The organism is Bifidobacterium lemurum (assembly GCF_014898175.1).
Lineage (GTDB): Bacteria > Actinomycetota > Actinomycetes > Actinomycetales > Bifidobacteriaceae > Bifidobacterium > Bifidobacterium lemurum.
In genome coordinates, this window is the sequence record NZ_CP062948.1 from 110,985 (window position 1) to 129,168 (window position 18,184).

Sequence of the window (18,184 nt, forward strand, 5' to 3'; positions counted from 1 at the left end):
GGAGCGCCTGCCAACCGCCGCGTTCCAATCTGGAGAGGTAAACCCTGACTTCCCGCAAAGGAACACCCATGTTTATCCTCAAGAACGCATGGCGATCGGTGACCCGCAACAAGGGGCGCAATATTCTTATCGTCATCATCGTCGCGATCATCGCCGCCGCGGCGACCATCGGACTCGCCATCCGCAACGCGGCCGAAACGGCCCGCGAGGAGGGCCTGAGCTCCACCACCGTCACCGCCACGATCGGCATGGACCGCGAGCAGGTGATCAGCCAGGCCACCGAGGACTTCGATTCCAGTGAGATGGAGGAGGGCGGCCAGCCGGACTTCGATTCGCTGCGTTCGGCGCTCGACCAGGACGCGCTCACGCTCGACGAGTACGACGCCTATGCCGAGGCGTCCAGCGTGCCGGTGAGCACGTACTACACCGAATCCACGTCGGTGAACGGCACCGACGCGTTCCAGCCGGTCGAATCCTCCAGTTCCGCCAACGCCGACTCGTCGGATTCCTCCGATGACTCCTCAACCAAGGATTCCTCCGATGACGTATCCTCCGACTCGTCCGACGGTACCATGCCCAGCATGCCCGGCGGCGATATGGGCGGAATGATGGGCAGCATGTCCAGCGGCGACTTCTCCCTGACCGGCTTCTCCTCGGACACGGCGGTGGCGAACGCCTCCAACGGCAGCTTCACCATGTCCGACGGCGAGGTGTTCGGCTATGACGAAAGCAGCGACGGCGATGTGATCATTCCGAAGGCACTGGCCGACTTCAACGGCCTCGAGGTGGGCGACACGATCAGCGTGGCCGACACTTCGGACGACGGCACCACCTACGAGCTGACCATCGTGGGCATCTACAAGAACGCGACGACCTCCAACACCGGAGCGAACGGCCCGATGGGCGGCACCAGCCAGGATCCGGACAACGCGATCTACACCTCGGTCTCCACCTTGGAATCGCTGGGACTGTCCACCGAATCGGCCGCCTCGTCCACCGATGAGGACTCATCCGACACGGATTCGACCGACGCCAGCTCGACCAGCTCCGCAAGCGCCACCCAGTTGAGCTATACCTACGTGCTGTCCAGCAAAGACGACTACGAGACCTTCGCCGCGGATGCGAAGGCGGCCGGCCTGTCCGACGAATACACCGTCTCCTCGGCCGATGTGGAGGAATACGAGTCCAGCCTCGTGCCGTTGGACAATCTGGCCAGCTTCGCGCTCACCCTGCTGCTGATCGTGCTCGCCGTGGGCGCGGTGGTGCTGATCGTGCTCAACCTGTTCAACGTGCGCGAACGCAAATACGAGGTGGGCGTGCTCACGGCCATCGGCATCAGAAAGTCCAAGGTGGCGGCCCAGTTCGTGCTTGAACTGCTGATCGTCACCATGATCGGCATCGCGCTCGGCGTGGCCGGCGGCGCGGTGGCTTCGGTGCCGGTGGCGAACCAACTGCTCGCCCAGCAGGTCTCCGCGCAGGAGTCCGAGGCGACCAGCCAGCAGGCGCAGTTCGGACGCGACGCCGACATGCCCGGCGCGCCCGGCGGCCAAGGCGGACCGGATTCATCCGATTCCACGTCGGATGACGCGGCCGACTCCGGCACCGATTCCTCCGAATCCGGTTCCGACGCGACGGCCGGCGGCGAGGGTCAACCGTCCGATGCGCCCGACGGCGGCGGATTCGGCGGATTCTCGCAGGCCATCGACTATGTGAGCGACATCGACGCCACGGTGAACCTTAAGGTCATCGGCCAGCTGGTGCTGATCGGTCTGGCATTGACCGTCATCTCCGCATTGGCCGCGGTGGTGTCCATCATCCGTTACGAGCCCTTGCAGATCCTGGCCGATCGATCCTGAGCGGCGACACCCGCGCAATCAGCAGACGCCCCGACAAGAGGAAAGACAACATCATGACACAGAACCCCACTCCGGACATCCCGGTCATCGACACGACCGTCGCCACCGACGCTCCCGCGACGAACGGCGCCCTCACCGATTCGAACACTCCGAACGCGGACGCGACGGCCGAAAGCCCCGCACAAGGCGATGCCGTCAACGCAACCATCCAACCGCCGATTCTCGCCATGGAGAAGGTCTCCTACTCCTATACCAGAGGCGGCAAGAAAGTGGTGAGCGACCTCACCCATGCGTTCCGGGCCGGCGAGGTGACCGCCATCACCGGCCCCTCGGGCGCGGGCAAAACCACCGTGCTCTCCCTGCTTTCCGGACTGACCTCCCCCACATCCGGACGCATCCTGTACGACGGCGCCGATCTGGCGAAATCCGACCGGTATCGCTTCCGCAGCCATGACATCGGCGTGATCTTCCAAAGCTTCAACCTGCTGCCCGCGCTCACGGTGGAGGAGAACATCGTGCTGTCGATGGAGGCGAGCGGCAAACGCTTCGACCGTTCCAAGCACGAGCTGGTGGTCGAACTGCTCGATAAGGTTCGTCTGCCCGAAGAGTACGCGAACGAGCGCATCCTGCACCTGTCGGGTGGCGAACAGCAGCGTGTGGCCATCGCCAGGGCCTTGAGCTACGAGCCGCAGATCATCCTCGCCGACGAGCCGACCGGCAATCTCGATATGGCCACACAGGACGACATCATGGCGATTTTCCGCGATCTGGCGCATGGTGAGGGCAAATGCGTGATCATCGTCACGCATAGCCCCGCCGTCGCCGACCAGTCCGACACGGTGTTCGAACTCAAGCCGCTGCGCAGGGCCGCACGCCCCAAGCCCCAGGGTTGGTCGCAGGCGAAGCCGGCCGGCGCGCAACGGACGAACCGCGCCGGTTCCGCGCCGGCGAGATAACGGAACGAAAAACAGTCCCAACCATACGAATAACGGCTCGCCCGCCTGTCCTGCGTGTTGATGAAACGCGACAAGACAGGCGGGCGAGCCGCCGTTTGCGAGACGATCAGATGTTGCCGCGAGCACGCTGGTCGGCCCACGACTGCGACTGCACGTACACGGCCGGGTCGGCGCTGACCCGACCGGAGGGATCATGCAACGCGTCGATGGCGGCAAGTTCCGCCTCGGTGAGCGAGAAACCCGAGACATCGAGATTGGCGCGCATACGCTCCGCATGCTTCGACTTGGGGATGACGATGCGCCCCTCCTGCGTATGCCAACGCAACACCACCTGCGCGGGCGTCACGCCGTGCGCGGCCGCGGCGGCGACCACAGGTTCGGAGTCCATGTCGGATCCGTGCCCGAGGGGGCTGTACGCTTCGACCGTTATGCCGTGCGCCGCGCAATAGGCGAGGCTATCGGGCTGGTGGTAGCGCGGATGGGCCTCGATCTGGTTGACGGTCGGCGTCTGCCCGCTGTCGGCGATGACCGCCTCCAGATGTTCGGGCAGGAAGTTGCTCACGCCGGCCACGCGGATCGCGCCTTCGTCGCGTAGTTTGAGCAGGGCGCGCCATGTCTCGCGGTACAGATCCACGGCGGGGACCGGCCAGTGGATCAGGTACATGCCCATCACGTCCACGCCGAGTTTGCGCCGCGACTCCTCGAACGCCACCTGGGTGGCCGCATAGCCCTGGTCGCAGTTGCGCACCTTGCCGGTGACGAACACCTGGTCCGCCATGCCGGTCGCCTTCAGCGCCGCGCCGACCTGTTCCTCGTTGTAGTAGGCGGCCGCGGTGTCGATATGGCGGTATCCGATCTCCAGCGCCTCCTCGACCGCACGCTGCGTGTCCTCCGGCGGAATCTGGAACACGCCGAATCCGATCTGCGGGATGACGGTGCGGGCATCGTCGCCCAATGTCAGTTCCGGCGAACGCACCGTCCGTTCCTGATTGTTCATTGTTGATCTCCTTTACGATGCTGATGGGGTGTGATGAATGGCGTAGGTGGCGCGCCGTCTATGGCGTGAGGCTAGACGGTACGGCGCACCTGGTTGCGTAGGGGCTCGCCCGCCACGTACCGGCGTACGTTCTCCAATGCGATGGCGATGATGCGCTCCTCGGTGGCGGCCAGATGGTTGCCGCCCGCCACATGCGGCGTGATCAGGCACTGCGGCTCGTTCCATAGCGGACTGTCGGCCGGCAACGGCTCGGGCTCGGTGACGTCCAATCCCGCTCCGCGCACCCGCGAGGCGCGCAACGCGTCGAGCAGCGCGTCCGGATCGATGGCGTCGCCTCGGCCCGCGTTGAGCACGATGGCGGTGGGTTTGAGCATCGCCAGCCGACGCGCGTCCAGCAGATGATGGGTCTGCGGCGTGGACGGCACGCTCATGGCCACCACATCGGCTTGCGGCAGCACCGCGTCGAGGTCATCGAATCCGACCATGCGGTCGATATGTTCGGCGGTGCGGGAGGGGTCGCGCCGCACACCGATGGTGCGCATACCCACGGCTTTGGCGAGGGCTGCGAACCGCGAGCCGATGTCGCCGGTGCCGACCACCACGGCGGTCGCCCCGTCGGGGGACAACGCGCGCCCCTCGTCATGCCATCGACATGCGGATTGGTTGCGCGTATAGGCGGGCAGGTTCTTCATCAGCGACCACATCATGGCGAACATATGCTCGGATACCGTCTGGCCATAGGCACCCGTCGCGTTCGAGACGCGGACGTTCGCCCCCAGCACGCCTTCGGCCAGGTATTGGTCGACGCCCGCGCTCCATGTCTGAAGCCATTCCAGATGCGGATAGTGGGAGCACTCCCCCGGATCGATATTGCCGACCACCGCCGTGGCCTGCGCCTTCAGCGATTCCGGAACGCACGCCCGCCATCCCATGCCGCCGCGCTGCGCGACATCCCCGACGAATTCCTGACGCACGCCATCCGCGGCTTCGACGAACCGCGCGCGTTCCGCCTCGCCCAACGGCAGGCAGTTGACGATAACCCGTTCAGATTGCGTTTCCACAATCCCTCCTTCGGTGAAGTGACATCATCATTATGCACCATTTGGGAAATCGATACACCTGTTTTGTGCGCGATATGAACACCATATGAATGGAGTTCACACCGCAAGCATTGCTTACCAACGACTACGCGGCCGGCAGACAGCTTGGTCCGAATAGGATTTTGATTTCGGCGAACAGCGAGGTGTCGCGTTTGACGCGGAACCGGTCGCCGAAGGTGAGCACCTTGGCGTTGCCTTTGTCGTCCAATACCGCCAGTTTGACCTCGCAGTAGCCAGGATGGCTGGTGAGCACCTGCCCCAACTGCATCATATGGTTGCGGTCGAGCGCGCCCACCGGCAGGGTGAGCACCAGCGGACGCTCGTCCTCGGCTTCCAGAGTGGGCACCTGCATTTCGGTGGCGCGCATGCTCACCGTCTCGTCGCGCAATTCCACCTGCCCGCGGATCTGCACCACCTTGTCGAGCACCAGATCCGCGGCGTTCGACTCGTACACCTTGCCGAAGAACATGCATTGGATGGAGCTTTCCAAATCCTCGATGGTGACGATGGCCCACGCATTGCCTTTTTTGGAGACGCGCCGGTCCACGCCGGTGACCAGTCCGGCGAGGGTCACCTGCTGCCCCGCCCCCATGGTTTTCGCACGGTCGATCAGCTGCGCGATGGACACCTCGCGCAGGCTGGCCAGCACGGACTGCATGCCGGAAAGCGGATGGTCGGAGACGTACAGGCCAAGCATCTCGCGTTCGAAGTTGAGCTTGGTGCTCTTATCCCACTCCTCCAAGTCGGGCACGCTCACCGACGCGTCGCCCATATCCTCTCCGCCGCCGTCGTCCATGTCGGCGAACAGGTCGAACTGTCCTTCGGCCTCTTTGCGCTTCAATCCCATCACCGATTCGATGGCGGTCTCATGCACGGTGAACAGCGCGCGGCGGTTGGGGTCGATCGAATCGAAGGCGCCCGCCTTGATCAGCGATTCCACCAACCGTCGGTTGATCGCGGTGAGCGGCACGCGGCGGATATAGTCCATGAAATTCACGAACTTGCCCCGTTCGCCGCTGCGTTCGGCGATGATGTCGGCCACGGCTTTGTCTCCCACGTTGCGGATGGCGCCTAAGCCGAAGCGCACCACGTCGCCGACTGCGGAATACTCGTACACGGATTCGTTCACGTCCGGAGAGAGCACCTGGATGCCCATGCGACGCGCCTCGCCCAGATAGAGGGCGGTTTTGTCCTTGTTGTCTTTGGTGCCTTGCAGCAGGGCCGCCATGAACTCCACCGGATAATGGGTTTTAAGGTAGGCGGTCCAATAGGAGATCAGTCCGTAGGCGGCGGAATGCGCCTTGTTGAACGCGTATCCGGAGAACGGCACGAGCACGTCCCACACGGCCTGCGCGGATTCCTCCGAATAGCCATGCTCCTTCATGCCCTCGAAGAACGGGATCTTCTCCTTGGCCAGAACCTCGGGCTTCTTCTTGCCCATGGCTCGTCGCAGCACGTCGGCCTTGCCCAGCGAATAGCCGGCGAGTTTTCGCGCGGCGGCCTGCACCTGCTCCTGATAGACGATCAGACCGTAGGTCTCGTCGAGGATCTCCTTCAACGGTTCCTCGAGTTCGGGATGGATCGGTTCGATCTTCTGCAGGCCGTTCTTGCGCTTCGCATAGTTGTTGTGCGAATCCATATCCATCGGGCCCGGCCGGTAGAGCGCGATCAGAGCGGAGATGTCGTTGAAGTTGTCGGGGCGCAAGGTGCGCAGCAGCGCGCGCATGCCGTCGGAATCGAGCTGGAACACGCCAAGGGTGTCGCCGCGCGACAGCAGCTGGTAGGTCTCCTTGTCGTCCAGCGGGATCTTCGTGTAGTCGATCGCCGGCTTGCCGTTCGCCTCGATGTTCTTCAGCGTGTCGTGGATCACCGTCAAGTTGGAAAGCCCGAGGAAGTCCATCTTCACCAGACCCAGCGTTTCGCAGGTGTGGTATTCGAAGGTGGTGGTGACGGTGCCGTCGACGCGTTCCAACAGCGGCGAGGTGTCGGTGATGGGCGCCGAACCCATGATGGTGGCGCAGGCGTGCACACCGGTCTGGCGGATCAGTCCTTCGATGCCCTTCGCCTTCTCGGTGATCTGCTTGGCGTCCGGATTCGAATCGTAGAACTCGCGGAACTCGCGCGCCTCCGCGTAGCGCTTGGAGGTCGGGTCGAAGATCTCGCTCAGACTCGCGTCCTTGCCGTTTTTGCTGGGCGGCAGCGCCTTGGTGATCTGCTCGCCCATGGAATACTCGTATCCCATGATGCGGGCGGAGTCCTTGAGCGCCTGCTTGGTTTTGATGGTGCCGTAGATCACGCATTGGGCCACCTTGTCGTGGCCGTACTTCTCGCCGCAGTATTCGATGACGCGCATGCGTCCCTCGGGGTCGAAGTCCACGTCGATATCGGGCAGGGAGACTCGCTCGGGGTTGAGGAACCTCTCGAAGATCAGACCATGCTGCAACGGGTCGAGCTCGGTGATGCCCATCGCGTAGGCGACCATCGATCCTGCGGCCGAGCCACGACCGGGCCCCACCATGATGCCGTGGTCCTTGGCCCACTGGATGTAATCGGCCACCACGAGGAAGTATCCGCAGAACTGCATCTGGCAGATCACGCCGCATTCGTAATCCGCCTGCTGCAGCACGTCGATCGGCACGTTGCCGTCGTAGCGGCGCTCAAGCCCCTCCTCCACCTGCTTCAGGAACAGGCTGGTCTCGTCCCAGCCTTCGGGGCAGGGGAACTGCGGCATGAACGCGCCGTCCTCGTTGTCGCCGAAGATCACGTTGCAGCGTTCGGCGATGGCCAGCGTGTTGTCGCAAGCGCCGGGGAATTCCTTGAACAGCTCGCGCATCTCCTGGGCCGACTTGATGTAGTAGCCGGAGCCGTCGAATTTGAAGCGTCCCGGCTCGTCGAGTCTGGAGCCGGAGTTGATGCACAGCATGGCGTCCTGCGCCTCGGCGCCGGATTCCAGCACATAGTGCGCGTCGTTCGTGGCGAGCAGCGGCGCGTTGAGCTTCTTCGCGATCTCCAGCAGGCCGGGCACGTTGCGCTTCTCGATCGTCAGGTTGTGGTCCATGATTTCGATGAAGAAGTTGTCGCGACCGAAGATGTCCTGCATCTCGCCGGCCGCGCGCAGCGCCTCGTCGAACTGGCCGAGGGCCAGACGGGTCTGGATGATGCCCGAGGGACAGCCGGATCCGCAGATCACACCTTTGGAGTAGGTGGAGAGCACTTCCTTGTCCATACGGGGATAGCGCTGCACGCGGCCTTCGAGGTTGGCCACCGAGGACGCCTTGAGCAGATTGACCAGGCCTTCGTCGTTCTCCGCCCACAGGGTGAGGTGGGTGATCAGGCCGCCGCCGGAGACGTCGTCGGGATTGCGTTTGCCGCCGTGCAGGCTTTTGTCCCATGTGGTGTCCCAGCTCACGCGGGTGGGATCCTGGCGCGCGGTCTCAGGCGTCACATACGCTTCGATGCCGATGATCGGTTTGACGTTGGCCTTCACGCATTCGGTGAACATCTCGTACGCGCCGTGCATGTTGCCGTGGTCGGAGATGCCGACCGCGGGCATGCCCAGTTCCGCCGCGCGTTTCGCCAATTCCGGGATTTTCGAAGCCCCGTCCAGCAGCGAGTAATGCGTGTGGTTGTGCAGATGTACGAAGTTTCCCGATTCAGCCATGCCCTCCACGATACCTGCCCGAGGCGACGCGTCCGGAACCGTCAGTGTTCGAGGTGGCGTTCGCGCATGCGCTCCAGAGCCTGCGCCAGATCGGTGGGATATCCGCTGGTGACCGTCGTCCACACATGGGTGCGCGGATGGCGGAATTCCAACTGTTTGGCGTGCAGCCACTGGCGGATCAATCCCAAGTCCTCGGACAATACCGGGTTGGCGCCGTACATGGGATCGCCCACCAGAGGATGGCCGATCGAGGAGAAATGCACGCGGATCTGATGGGTGCGTCCGGTCTCCAGATTCACCGAAACCAGCGTCGCCTCGCCGAAGCGCTCCATCACATCCCAATGGGTGATGGCGGGCTTGCCGGCCGGCGTGACGCAGAAGCGGAAGTCGGAGACCTTCGCGCGTCCGATGGGCGCGTCGATGGTGGCGCGGTCCTGTTTCAGATCCCCCTGCACCAGCGCGTGATAGGTTTTCACCACCTCATGTTCGGCGAACTGCCGGCGCATCTCCACATACGCCTGTTCCGACTTGCAGACGAGCATCAGCCCCGACGTACCCACGTCGAGCCTGGAGACGATGCCTTCGCGTCCGGCCGCGCCATAGGAGGTGATATGCACGCCGCGGTCGCGCAGGCTGCCCAGCACGGTGGGGCCCGTCCAGCCGATGGAGGCGTGCGCGGCGACACCCACCGGCTTGTCGACCACCACCACGTCGTCGTCCTCGTAGACGACGGCCATATCGTTGGCGATGGGCTCGGGCTCGCGCTGTTCCTCAATCAGGTCGATATCGATGGTCTCCCCCGCCTGCAACGTGCCGGAACGCGCGATGTCGCGTCCCAGCACGCGGACCTGTCCGGAGTCGATCAGTTCCGCGGCCTTTGACCGCGAGATCCCCAGCATTTTGGCGATGGCGACGTCGAAACGCTTGCCGACCAGCGCGTCGGGAGCGGGAACCAGACGGCTCATCGGCCCTCGCTTCCCGGCTCGCCCTCGCCTCCGTCCCCAGTTCGCGCAACGGAGGCTTCGCCCTGCTCGTCGGCCGCCACGGCATCGGCGGAGGAAGCGTTCGCCTGTTGCGCGCGTTCGTTCAGATCCTTCTGGCTGAAGGGCACGCCCAGTAGAATCATCCCCACGATCAGCACGCCGGCGACCACGAGGAACACATCCGCGACGTTGCCCACGGACCAACCGTAGTTGAGGAAATCCACGACCTTGCCGTCGAGGAAATGCTCGGCATAGACCACACGGTCGATCAGATTGCCGAACGCGCCGGCGAACGCCAGGGCCAGGACCACGGTCCAGCGCATGGAAATCGTGCGCACGGCAAGCACCACCAGCGCCACGCAGGCCACGATCGCCAGCAGGGAGATCAGCCATGTGACGTTGGATCCCATTCCCAATGAGGCGCCGGGGTTATACACCAGAGTCAGCGACAGCAGACCGGGGATGACCTGCACGTCACGTCCGTCGACCAGGGCGGTCTGCGCCCATGCCTTGGTGAACTGATCGGCGATCAAGGCGGCCGCCGCCACACACGCAAAGACGGCCACGCGGATGCGCAGCCGTCCCTGTTGACTATTCATAGATCGTCAGTCCCTTATCGTCACGCGTTGGTGGACGAAGTCTGGTTGTCGTAGTTGTTCGTGTCCGACACCTGCGCGGCGAGCTGGCCGAGGAATTCGGTGAGACGGGCGCGGTATTCGGTTTCGAACTGCTTGAGGCTCTGGATGTTGCCTTCGACGACCTTCGACTGCGCGGTGAGATTGTCGCGCACCTGCTGGGCGTAGGTATCGGCGGCCGAACGGATGTTCTGGTCGTACTCGGCGGCATGCTGGCGGACCTGGTTCTCATGGACCTCGGCGCGCTGATGCACCTCGTTCTCGTAGTTGTCCGCTTCGGAGCGGGTGTTCGCCGAATACTCGTCGGCCTCGGTGTGCACGCGGGTGCTGTACTCGTCGGCGTCGGAACGCACGCGAGCGGAGTATTCGTCGGACTCGGAATGGATGCGGGCGCTGTACTCGTCGGCCTCGGTGTGCACGCGGCTGTTGTACTCGTCGGCCTCGCCACGGGTGCGGTTGGAGTAGTCGTTGGCCTTCTCGATCAGCTCGTTGTACTTGGCCTGGCTGGCATCGGTGATCTCACGGGCCTTGGCCTTGCCCTTGTCGACGTACTGGTCGTGCAGCTGCATCGCCAGAGTCAGCATGGCGGTGGCGCGCTCGGGCTCGGTGTTCGCCATCTGCGCGGCGCCGGCGATCTTCTGCAAGGAACCGGTTTCGGTGTTCGGCTCGACCTTGGCGACCTGGGCGCGCAGTTGGTTCTCGCGCTGCTTCGCCTCCTGCAGCTGGCGGGACAGGTCGGCGACCTGCTCGTTGAGCTGCTGGGTGGCGGCGGCGCGCTGTTGGGCTTCGGCAAGCTGACGGGACAGATCCTCGCTGGAGGCGCGGAACTTGTCGCGCTCCTGTTGCACGGCGACCAGCTGGTCGGCGACCTCCTGATTGCCCGCGGCTTGCGCGGCCTGGGCGGTGAGCTGGTCGATCTGCGCGTTGAGCTGGTCGACCTGACCCTTGAGCTGGTCGTTCTGAGCGGTCAGGGCGCGGTTGCTTTCCTCGGCCTCGCTCAGCTTGGCCGCGGTGATCTGGACCTCCTGATCGTCGACGACCGGCTCGGCGTTCTTCAGCGCGGCATTCTCGTTCTGCAGCTGCTGCACCTGCGCGGTCAGATCGGAGATCTTCGCGTTCAGACCGGCGACATCCGGACCGAGCGACTGCGTGGACGGACCGTTGGCAACGGCCTGGCGTCCCAGCGCCTCAACCGTTTCCGTGACCTGATCAAGGAAGTCGTCGACCTCGTCGACGTCATAGCCTTCCTTGAATCGAACGGTCTGGAAGGTATGCTCCCTAATATCCTTCGGCGTCAACAGAGCCATAAATCTTGCACCTCGCTTTGGGGCAGTGCCCTCGCTAAGAGTTGGTATCAACTCACGATGCTAGCACGGCCCCCGCGCAATAGCGCATTTTGATGCAAAAGCGCGTCGAATTTCATGGGGGCAGGCCGTTCAGATGATGATCTGCAGCACCACCAGCGCGAAATACAGCACGATGAAGCTCACGTCGAAGTACACCGCCCCCATGGGGATCGGACGGATGTAGCGACGCAGCCACCGCAACGGCGGCTCGGTGATCGAATACACCACATTGATCAGCTGCGCGACGATGCCGCGCGGATACCAGCGCGGGGCGAGGATGGCGACCCAATCGAGGATCATACGGACGAACAGCACGGTGATGTACGCGCCAATCAACCAGTCGAGGATATGCGCGATGAAATACAGAATCATGATGTCCTAACGTACCAGCGGAACACGAAAGCCACCTGAACGCTCGCTGGGAGCGCAATCAGGCGGCTTCATGGACAATGGGCGTGCGGGCCCGGTCAGTCGACGAACAGATCGCGCGCCGACGACACGTTGGCGGGCTCTTCGACCTTGATGTTCACCTGGGCGGGGCTGAGCAGGAACACGCGCGGGGTGACCCGCTCCAGCGAGCCCCGCACGCCGAACACCACGCCGGCCGAGAAGTCGACGATACGGTAGGCCACGGCTTCGGAGACGCCGGTCAGATTCAGCACCACCGGCACGCCGTCGCGCAACGCGCGACCGACCAGCTGCGCGTCCTCATACGACTTGGGATGGATGGTGGTGATGCGGTTGACCTTGCTCTGGAACGGGCTCGCGTCGCGCTTGCCCGCCGAGGCGGCGGCGGAAGGCTGGGCCATCGGCGTGACGAGATGATCGGAGTCGAAGGTCGACGCGGCGGCGGGCTCGTCCTCCGGAGCGAAATCCTCGTCGTCATCCACCACGTCGGCCATGCCCAGATAGGACATCGCGTTCTTCATGAAGCCTGCCATGGTTGTTTCCTTTCGTTACGCCGTTTCAGCGCAGGAAGTCGGGGATATCGAGGTCGCCGGGATCGTTCACCGCGACGGTCGGATGCTCCACGGTCATATCGTCGAACGGCAGCGATGCCGCGTCTCCGGCGGAGGGGCTGAACTCGCGGCGAGTGATGGGCTCGTCGATGACTGGCGTGGTCGGCTGCGCGATCGGAGTCTGCACCACCGGTTCCTTGACGGCGGGCTGCGCGGCGTGGGCGCCGGCGGCTTTGGTGACGGGATCGAAACCGGCGGCGATGACGGTGACGCGCACCTCGTCGCCATAGGCGTCGTCCAGGGCCAGACCCCAGATGATCTGCGCCTCCGGATGGATGGCCTTGCGCACCAGATTGGTGGCGGCGGAGGCCTCCTGCAGCTTGAGGTCGGTCGGTCCGGCGATGTTGATCAACGCGCCGTGCGCGCCCTCGATGCTTTCCTCAAGCAGCGGGGAGCTGATGGCGATTTCGGCGGCCTGAGTGGCGCGGTCCTCGCCGCGGGCGGAGCCGATGCCGAACAGCGCGGTGCCTGCGCCGCGAAGAATGGAGTTCACATCGGAGAAATCCACATGGATATAGGAGTTCATCGAGATGAGGTCCGTGATGCCCCGCACGCCCGCGAGCAGCGCGGTGTCGGCGGTTTTGAACGCGTCAATGATGCCGATGGAACGGTCGGACAATTCCAGCAGACGATCGTTGGGGATGACGATCAGCGCGTCGACCTCCTTGCGCAGGTTGTCGATGCCGTAGTCGGCGGAGGCGGCGCGCTGCGGGCCCTCGAAGCTGAACGGACGGGTCACGACGGCGATGGTCAACGCCCCCTGCTGGTGGGCGGCGCGCGCGACGATCGGGCCGGCGCCGGTTCCGGTGCCGCCGCCTTCGCCGCAGGTGACGAACACCATGTCGGCGCCCTTCAGGGCCTCCTCGATGTCGGACTGGTGGTCCTGCGCGGCCTTCGCGCCCTTCTCCGGATCGGCGCCGGCGCCCAGCCCTCGACTGGAGGCGTCGGACAGGGAGATCTTCACATCCGCGTCGGAGCGCAGCAGATCCTTCGCATCGGTGTTCACCGCCACGAATTCAACGTTTTGCAGCCCTTCGGCGATCATACGGTTGACGGCGTTGCCGCCGGCTCCACCTACGCCGACGACCTTGATATTGGTCTTGTCGTTGAACTCAGTCTGGGCGATCTCGCTCACATTGGACTCCTGTCACTCACGGTTATGCCTAACTCTAGCGCAGAGGTTGGTCTCTGTACGGCATATTACCGCACGAGAACACCTGTGTTTCGTGATTTTTTCTGGCAGATTATCGGCCCGCCGACCGGTGCCCGACACCGACTCAGTAGCTGGCGTCCATCGGGTCGTCGCCGAACAGCGCCTCGCGCTCCTCATGCGTGGTGGTCCGCGAATCAAGCCATCCGTAGGGCAGATGCACTTTCTTGGCGAATCGCACGCGCCCACGGGGTTTGTCCACCACCCGTTCGGGGAATCGCATCTCGGGGTCGAGCCTTCCCGTCTCGCGCTCAACATCGGCCAGACTTTCGCATTCCATGAACGCCTTGCGCGTGGCCCCGCCCACGGGGAATCCCTTGAGATACCACGCGACATGCTTGCGCAGGTCGTGCACGGCCATGCGCTCGTCGCCGTCGTAGAACTCGGTGAGCAGGCGCGCATGCCGTTCAATCACGCGGCACACCTCGCCCAGAGTCGGATTGAACCGTTCGCCGCTGCCTTCGAACGCGTGCCTGATGTCGGCGAACAGCCACGGCCGGCCCTGGCATCCGCGGCCGATGGCCACGCCGTCGCATCCCGTCTGGTCCACCATGGCGAGCGCGTCGTCCGCGCCCCAGATGTCGCCGTTGCCGAACACGGGAATGTCCAACGCCCGCTTGAGCTCGCCGATGCGGCTCCAATCGGAGTGGCCTCCGTAATATTCCGCCGTGGTGCGCGCGTGCAGGGTGACGGCCTTGCAGCCCTCCTCCTGCGCGATGCGGCCGGCCTCAAGGAAGGTCTCGTGCTCATGGTCGATTCCGACGCGGATTTTGGCGGTGACGGGAATGTTCGCCGCATCGCACACCTTGACCACACGTTGGATGAGCTCGGCGAAGATGTCGGTTTTCCACGGCAGGGCGGATCCGCCGCCGCGACGGGTGACTTTGGGCACCGGGCAGCCGAAGTTCAAATCCACATGGTCGGCCATGCCTTCGTCCACCACGATTTTCGCGGCCTGTTCGGTGATGGAGGGGTTCACGCCGTACAGCTGCAGCGAACGAATCCTCTCACTCGGCGCGAAACGGCACAGGCGCAGCGCCTTGGGATTGCGGGCCACCAGCGCGCGGGCGGTGACCATCTCGGCCACGTACAGACCGTCCGGACCGTATTCCTCGCACAGCACGCGGAACGGCCAATTGGTCACGCCGGCCATCGGAGAAAGCACCACCGGCGTGTTCACCGTCACCGGCCCCAGCCGCACCGGGGCCATCGTCACATCCTTCAACGCGCCAGAGGCGACCGAACGCGGGTCCTCACCCACATTCGAGTCGCCTCTGACGTCGACAACCAGATCAGTCATGGTTTAGTACAGACCACCGGCTTGGTTGATGCGCACGGAATCGGGCCACGCCCCACCGCCCATCGAAACCGGCTTCATCGGCACGGGCACGCGCTTCTCGCCGATGCGCTCGGCCACATAGTCGGCGACCTTGTCGAGAGCGACGCGCTCCTGGGCCATGGTGTCGCGCTCGCGGATGGTCACGGCCTGATCCTCGAGGGTGTCGAAGTCGACGGTCACGCACAGCGGCGTGCCGATTTCGTCCTCACGACGGTAGCGGCGGCCGATGGCGCCGGCCTCGTCGTAGTCGACCATCCAATCATGCTGGCGCAGTTCGGCGGCCAGATCCTGGGCCACGGACTGCAGTTCTGGCTTCTTGCTCAGCGGCAGCACGGCGGCCTTGACCGGGGCCAGACGCGGGTCGAGACGCAGCACGGTGCGCTTGTCGACGCCGCCCTTGGTGTTCGGGGCCTCGTCCACATCGTAGGCGTCCACCAGGAAGCACATCAGGGAGCGGGTCAGGCCGGCGGCCGGCTCGATCACATACGGCACGTACTTCTCGCCGGTGGCCTGGTTGAAGTAGCTCAGGTCCTCGCCGGAGTGCTTCGCGTGCGCGGACAGGTCGAAGTCGGTGCGGTTCGCGATGCCCTCGAGCTCGCCCCAGTCGGAGCCCTGGAAGCCGAACTTGTATTCGATGTCGACTGTGCGCTTCGAATAATGGCTGAGCTTCTCCTTGGGATGCTCGTAGTGGCGCAGGTTCTCAGGTTTCACGCCGAGGTCGAGGTACCACTGGGTGCGCGCGTCGATCCAGTACTGATGCCAATCCTCGTCGGTGCCGGGCTCCACGAAGAATTCCATCTCCATCTGCTCGAACTCGCGGGTGCGGAAGATGAAGTTGCCGGGCGTGATCTCGTTGCGGAAGCTCTTGCCCATGTTGGCGATGCCGAACGGCGGCTTGGAGCGCGAGGAGGTCATTACGTTCTTGAAGTCCACGAAAATGCCCTGGGCGGTTTCGGGGCGCAGGTAGTGCAGGCTGTTCTCGTCCTCGACCGGGCCCAGATGCGTGCGCAGCATCATGTTGAAGTCGCGCGGTTCGGTCCACTGGCCGCGGGTGCCGCAGTCGGGGCAGACGATGTCGGCCATGCCGTTCTCGGGCAGTTTGTCTCCGTGCTTCTCCGCGTAGGACTCCTCGAGCTTGTCGGCGCGGTTGCGCTTGTGGCAGTTGAGGCACTCGACGAGCGGGTCGTTGAACACGCTCACATGGCCGGAGGCCACCCACACGGCCGGAGGCAGGATGATGGAGGTGTCGACGCCGACGACGTCGGGGCGGGTGGTGACCATGAAGCGCCACCATTCGCGCTTGATATTGTCCTTCAGAGCCACGCCGAGGGGGCCGTAGTCCCAGGCGGAACGGGTGCCGCCGTAGATTTCGCCGGCGGGGAACACGAATCCGCGACGCTTGGCGAGGGAAACGACTTCATCGAGTTTGGATTGAGCCACAATGCACCTTCTGGTTTGAACGGTTTGGGTCTTGGGTTAACCATTGAAGAGTACCCGCACACAGTGACACCCAAACGCATGGTGCGGTGTTCGGTCCATGGTATGGCGCCTTTCCATGGTGCGGTGGCGAGGAATGGCGGAATATCAGGCCACCGCACCATGGAACCACCGCACCATGAGCGTCCTCTAACGGCAGGGGCGGGTCAGCGGCTGCCAGGGGTCGAGTTCCACGGGCTCGGCGTGCAGCAGTTCGCGTGTGGCGGCGTCGAGATGATCCTTGTGGATCACCAATTCGATGACGAACTGGTCGAACCACGAGTCGGAGGCCACATAATAGCCGTCCTTGCCGTTGTCCTTGCCCCAGCTGTTCTCGATCTTCCAACGGTTCGGCTTGCCGTCGGTATCAAGATTGACGCCGGTCAACGTCATGGCGTGGTTGCTCGGGAAATCGCCGTATTCAAGTCCCGCGCCCTTGTCGAAGGTGAATTCGGTGCCGAACAGCTGGTCGACGCGCACGCTGTCGCGGTCGAACACGCCTTCCTTGCGCAGGGCGAACTGCATGCAGTCGCAGGCGAACCAGATCGGATGCCCGGCGACGAGCTGGTCGACCGCGGCCTTCTTGAACACGTCGAGCGGCAGGTTGATGAATTCCATATCGCCGGCCTCCGCCACATTCGCGGAGAAACGGACGCGGTAACGCGTGGAGAACGGGGTGCGTTCCATCGGCGCGTTGCAGAGGGCCACGAAGTCGTTCACATCCACCGGCACGTATTTGCGGGCGAATTCCAGCGGGGTGATGCCCGTTTCGCGAATCTGCCGACGAGTGTCCTTGCCGGTTTTCGGCTGATTGTCGGCGTTCTTCGCTTCGCATGTGGTTTCGCCGGACTTACCCGCATCGTCGCCGTCATCCTTGACCCGGGCAAGGAAGTCGAACGTCGCGGGCGGCTCGCCAAGCGCGATCGCGCAGATACGATATACGGTCGCCATGTCCTCATGCTTGGACTCACGCAGCGACGCCACCGTCTCCCCCGCCGCGTGACGGGCGCGCAGGTCGGCGGCGAACTCGCGCAGCTTGGTGTTGAGATACTGTTTGAACGCTTCGGAGTCGCGGGAGTTGCTTGATTCGGGATACGCCGACTTCGGCACCAGACCGTATTTGTTCACCAACGCGGCGAACATCTGCCACCAGCCGCCGTCGTCGGAGGGGCCTTCGTTGACCGCCTCGAACACGCGGGAGTCGACCGGCTCGTCAAGCGTGGCGAGCACGTTCTCCAGATAGGTGTTGGACTTCTCAATCGCGTCCCAGAAGAACAGGTAGGTTTCGGAGAATTCGAAATCCTCGAGATTCCAACGGTGCATCAGCTCGTAGCGCAGCGTGTTCAGCGAGGCGAACATCCAGCAGCGGCCGGAACGCTCCTGGTTGGTGATGCTCCCCTGCTTGAGTTCCACCGAGAAATCCCTCGGAAGATCGCGCAGTCCATGGTAGTCGGTCGCGGCCTTGAGCACGCCGGACGACACGGCGGCGTTCGCGGCCACCAGATTCGCGCGGTCGGCGTTGAACGCGCGGGAATATTCACGCAACCGCTCGGCGTCCACGGCTTTCACGGCCATGTCGTTGCGTTCGTTCGTCTCGCCCATCGGT

14 protein-coding genes are annotated in these 18,184 nt (G+C 63.9%); 2 read left to right on the top strand and 12 right to left on the bottom strand.

Annotated elements, in window-relative coordinates; genetic code table 11:
• Window positions 1–68 precede the first annotated feature (68 nt).
• Window positions 69–1,856, top strand: coding sequence for an ABC transporter permease (locus BL8807_RS00480; protein WP_072726818.1), 1,788 nt, complete (start codon window positions 69–71; stop codon window positions 1,854–1,856).
• Between the two features lie 53 nt (window positions 1,857–1,909).
• Window positions 1,910–2,812 (top strand): ABC transporter ATP-binding protein, encoded by a 903-nt coding sequence (locus BL8807_RS00485; protein WP_083570304.1) that lies wholly within the window; start codon window positions 1,910–1,912, stop codon window positions 2,810–2,812.
• 106 nt (window positions 2,813–2,918) lie between these two features.
• Here BL8807_RS00485 and BL8807_RS00490 read toward each other — a convergent pair whose 3' ends face one another.
• The 12 genes from BL8807_RS00490 to BL8807_RS00545 all read right to left on the bottom strand — a co-directional run bounded on the left by BL8807_RS00490 (window position 2,919) and on the right by BL8807_RS00545 (window position 18,180).
• Entirely contained in the window at window positions 2,919–3,809 is an 891-nt protein-coding gene (locus BL8807_RS00490; protein ID WP_072726819.1) for an aldo/keto reductase, read from the bottom strand.
• A gap of 71 nt (window positions 3,810–3,880) precedes the next feature.
• A complete protein-coding gene (locus tag BL8807_RS00495) occupies window positions 3,881–4,870 on the bottom strand; it encodes a D-2-hydroxyacid dehydrogenase (RefSeq protein ID WP_226847391.1) in 990 nt (329 codons plus the stop codon).
• Window positions 4,871–4,994: 124 nt separating this feature from the next.
• Window positions 4,995–8,570, bottom strand: coding sequence for a DNA polymerase III subunit alpha (gene dnaE / locus BL8807_RS00500; RefSeq protein ID WP_072726821.1), 3,576 nt, complete (start codon window positions 8,568–8,570; stop codon window positions 4,995–4,997).
• 41 nt (window positions 8,571–8,611) lie between these two features.
• Window positions 8,612–9,535 (bottom strand): RluA family pseudouridine synthase, encoded by a 924-nt coding sequence (locus BL8807_RS00505; RefSeq protein ID WP_072726822.1) that lies wholly within the window; start codon window positions 9,533–9,535, stop codon window positions 8,612–8,614.
• Window positions 9,532–10,152 carry a signal peptidase II gene (locus BL8807_RS00510; protein ID WP_072726823.1) on the bottom strand — a complete coding sequence of 207 codons (621 nt, stop codon included), beginning with the start codon at window positions 10,150–10,152 and terminating at the stop codon, window positions 9,532–9,534. The genes BL8807_RS00505 and BL8807_RS00510 overlap by 4 nt, the downstream gene beginning before the upstream one ends.
• 20 nt (window positions 10,153–10,172) lie before the next feature.
• A complete protein-coding gene (locus BL8807_RS00515) occupies window positions 10,173–11,495 on the bottom strand; it encodes a DivIVA domain-containing protein (RefSeq protein WP_072726824.1) in 1,323 nt (440 codons plus the stop codon).
• 129 nt (window positions 11,496–11,624) lie between these two features.
• Window positions 11,625–11,906, bottom strand: coding sequence for a YggT family protein (locus BL8807_RS00520; protein ID WP_072726825.1), 282 nt, complete (start codon window positions 11,904–11,906; stop codon window positions 11,625–11,627).
• A gap of 95 nt (window positions 11,907–12,001) precedes the next feature.
• A complete protein-coding gene (locus BL8807_RS00525) occupies window positions 12,002–12,475 on the bottom strand; it encodes a cell division protein SepF (protein WP_072726826.1) in 474 nt (157 codons plus the stop codon).
• A 25-nt stretch (window positions 12,476–12,500) separates the two neighbouring features.
• The gene (gene ftsZ, locus BL8807_RS00530; RefSeq protein WP_072726827.1) at window positions 12,501–13,688 is read right to left on the bottom strand and encodes a cell division protein FtsZ; all 1,188 of its coding nucleotides are present in this window, start codon (window positions 13,686–13,688) and stop codon (window positions 12,501–12,503) included.
• Between the two features lie 142 nt (window positions 13,689–13,830).
• Window positions 13,831–14,973: a tRNA dihydrouridine synthase DusB gene (gene dusB, locus BL8807_RS00535; protein ID WP_370737561.1), complete on the bottom strand. Its 1,143-nt coding sequence runs from the start codon at window positions 14,971–14,973 to the stop codon at window positions 13,831–13,833.
• Between the two features lie 93 nt (window positions 14,974–15,066).
• A complete protein-coding gene (locus tag BL8807_RS00540) occupies window positions 15,067–16,542 on the bottom strand; it encodes a glycine--tRNA ligase (protein WP_072726829.1) in 1,476 nt (491 codons plus the stop codon).
• A gap of 186 nt (window positions 16,543–16,728) precedes the next feature.
• The gene (locus BL8807_RS00545) at window positions 16,729–18,180 is read right to left on the bottom strand and encodes a C1 family peptidase (protein WP_072726830.1); all 1,452 of its coding nucleotides are present in this window, start codon (window positions 18,178–18,180) and stop codon (window positions 16,729–16,731) included.
• Between the last annotated feature and the right edge of the window lie 4 nt (window positions 18,181–18,184).